This window comes from Lamprobacter sp. (assembly GCF_034860625.1).
Taxonomy (GTDB): domain Bacteria; phylum Pseudomonadota; class Gammaproteobacteria; order Chromatiales; family Chromatiaceae; genus Lamprobacter.
In genome coordinates, this window is the sequence record NZ_JAYESN010000411.1 from 1 (window position 1) to 1,997 (window position 1,997).

At 63.6% G+C, this 1,997-nt stretch carries 2 protein-coding genes; both read right to left on the reverse strand.

The genetic code is table 11. From position 1 onward, the window contains the following. Positions 1-121, reverse strand: a 121-nt coding sequence (rpsP, locus tag VBE63_RS28200; protein ID WP_323686302.1) for a 30S ribosomal protein S16, incomplete at its 3' end; no start/stop codon positions are given. A gap of 212 nt (positions 122-333) precedes the next feature. Then, the gene (gene ffh, locus VBE63_RS28205; protein ID WP_323686301.1) at positions 334-1,719 is read right to left on the reverse strand and encodes a signal recognition particle protein; all 1,386 of its coding nucleotides are present in this window, start codon (positions 1,717-1,719) and stop codon (positions 334-336) included. Between the last annotated feature and the right edge of the window lie 278 nt (positions 1,720-1,997).

The window sequence follows — 1,997 nt, forward strand, 5'->3', positions numbered from 1 at the left end:
GGTTGAAAAACCCCACGCGCTCGATGAAGCGGCCATCTCTTGAGCGACGGCTGTCAGTCACGGTCAGGTGGTAGAACGGGCGCTTCTTGGCGCCCGCCCTGGATAAACGAATCGTTACCATTTTTTGCAAGTCCTTGAGTTGCGGCGTGATTTCTGGACGGCTCACCGGGCCGGCGCCGTACACAGCCGGGCTGCAGTCGCCACTGCCGCCGGAAAGGTGGCGTATCATACGGAAAAGCGCTGTACTTGCAAAGCCTGCGCCCCGTACACCCACCTGCAAAAGCGGCCACATATTACCGGCCCGACCCGCTGACAAGCCTGGAGCGCGCGCCCTCAGCGAAACGGCATGCCGCCGCCGGGGCCGCCTGCACCGCCCGGGGGCATCATACCCCCGAGGCCGCGCATCATTTTTTGCAGCCCGCCCCCCTTCATCTTTTTCATCATCTTCTGCATCTGCTTGTGCTGCTTGAGCAGGCGATTGAGATCCTGCACCTGGGTTCCCGAACCCTGGGTAATGCGCCGCTTGCGCCCCCCCTGGATCAGCTCGGGATTGCGCCGCTCTTTGGGCGTCATGGAATTGATCATGGCCTCCATGCGCACGAACATCTTCATGTCCAGCTTCTGCTCGGCCAGCTGCGCCATATTGCCCATACCGGGCATTTTCTCCAGCAGACTGTTCACCCCGCCCATGTTGTTCATCTGCTGCAGCTGGTCGCGAAAATCCTCCAGGTCGAACTTCTTCCCCTTGCGCACCTTGCGCGCCAGGCGCTCTGCCTTGTCGCGGTCGACCTTCTGCTCGGCCTCCTCGATCAGCGACAGCACATCGCCCATGCCCAGGATGCGCGAGGCCAGGCGGTCCGGATGGAAGGGATCCAGCGCTGCGGTCTTCTCGCCCACGCCGAGGAACTTGATCGGCTTGCCGGTCACGCTGCGCACGGACAATGCCGCGCCGCCACGGGTGTCCGCATCCACCTTGGTCAGAATCACCCCGGTCAGCGGCAGCGCATCGCCAAAGGCCTTGGCGGTATTTGCCGCATCCTGACCGGTCATGGCATCGACCACGAACAGCGTCTCCACCGGCTTGATCTCGCGCTCCAGCTCGGCGATCTCGGCCATCATGGCCTCGTCTACGGCGAGCCGACCGGCGGTATCGATGATCAGCACATCGCTGAAGCGGATACGGGCATGCGCCAGCGCCGCGCGCGCAATGTCCACGGGTTTCTGGGTGGTGTCGCTGGGAAAGAAGTCCACACCGACTTCGCCGGCCAGGGTCTCCAACTGGCGGATGGCCGCGGGGCGGTAGACATCGGCGCTGACCACGGTCACGGACTTGCGATCACGCTCCTTGAGCAGCTTGGCCAGCTTCGCGGCCGAGGTGGTCTTGCCCGCCCCCTGCAGACCGGCGAGCAGAATCACCGCCGGCGGCTTGCTCGCCAGGTCCAGCGTGGCATTCTCACCACCCATCACCGCCTCAAGCTCGGCCTGAACGATCTTCAGGAAGGCCTGCCCCGGACTCAGGCTGGACATCACCTCCTGACCGAGGGCGCGCTGCTTGACCGCATCCACAAATTGCTTGACCACGGGCAGCGCCACATCGGCCTCGAGCAGTGCCATGCGCACCTCGCGCAGGGTGCCCTGGATATTCTCCTCGGTCAGGCGCGCCTTGCCGGTAATGCTGCGCAGGCTCTGGGTCAGGCGTTCGGAGAGATTCTGGAACATGGGATTCTCACTGGCGGCTGCGTCAGGCCGGATAATGCTGGTAGCGCGCGCTCGAACAGGCTCGATCTTGCATCGAGCACGATGACCGTGTCGGCTGAGCCTTCGGCTGCGGCGCTATTGCCTCGGCGTGGCGCTATTGATTGTCAGGGCACAAATCGGTACAAAGAGAGTCAGTATACGCGACCTAGGGCCAAGGCCCAACCTCCATGCCCACAGCTTTTTTTGCGGTTCTCGCGGCGCTGCTCTATCTCGCCGCCGCGGGGCTGCAACTCGCCCAC

Coding starts and splice junctions, on each gene's coding strand:
- ffh (WP_323686301.1), bottom strand. CDS start 1,719: ATGTTCCAGAATCTCTCCGAACGCCTGACCCAGAGCCTGCGCAGCATT.